1 protein-coding gene is annotated in these 797 nt (G+C 41.4%); it reads right to left on the reverse strand.

Annotation, left to right across the window (positions count from 1 at the left end):
• Nucleotides 1-797 (reverse strand): autotransporter outer membrane beta-barrel domain-containing protein (locus tag ACFILA_RS09695; protein WP_375661144.1); only part of this gene is annotated, 797 nt, incomplete at both ends.

Consider the following 797-nt stretch of genomic DNA (forward strand, 5'->3'; position numbering starts at 1 on the left):
CATTGATGAAATTTTCCTAAATCAACATCAAGATTATCAATATCACGCGCCTGATTAAACTGAAGATGCTGATAAACAATCTGAATCTGCGGATCAAAAACAACACCTTTATACCCTGTTGAAAACGTTCTGCCACTCGTTAAAGAACCGCTAAACTGTTTACCCTTTAATGCCACAACCTTGCCCCGTGCAAGGGTCAAAACATCTCCCTTAAAAAGTCCATACGATACCACCCCATCTATATAAAAACCCGTATCATGCTTCAGACTTCCATAGGCAGAAACAGACCATTTATCAAATGCACTCTTTTTGCTTTGTTCAACATCCTGAGGGGTTAGAGAAAGGTTTCCGTAAGACCCCATAACCCCAAAGAATGTACAACCATATAAACTCTCAATCTCGTTTAACAAAACACCTGCTTCGAATGCATTATAATCGAGCTCAGCACCATAGCCATATTCAAAAGCAGATAAGTTGGAAGCATAATGATGGCTACCACCATAAGCATGCAGAAAAAAGGCTGTCTTTTCATTATCCTTCCCAAAGGAATGAAAAGCATTCCGCATTGTCTCTAATGTCTTATTTTGCGCGGTCATATCCACTAAACCAGCATGAAATAAGGCATTTGGCAAAAGAAGATAAGTTGGAACCTGTGGAACAACAGCTCTAATTTGGAGATTAGACGAGGAATCCAAAGGGTCAGAAGACCCAGAAGGCTTTGGTTCAACAGGGGCAGAAGGAGGAGAAACAGAATCTGGAGATGAAGTGTCCTCCGGAACAGAGGGCTCAGATGGACG

Origin of the sequence: Bartonella sp. CL71SXKL (genome assembly GCF_042194935.1) — a bacterium.
Classification (GTDB): Bacteria; Pseudomonadota; Alphaproteobacteria; order Rhizobiales; family Rhizobiaceae; genus Bartonella.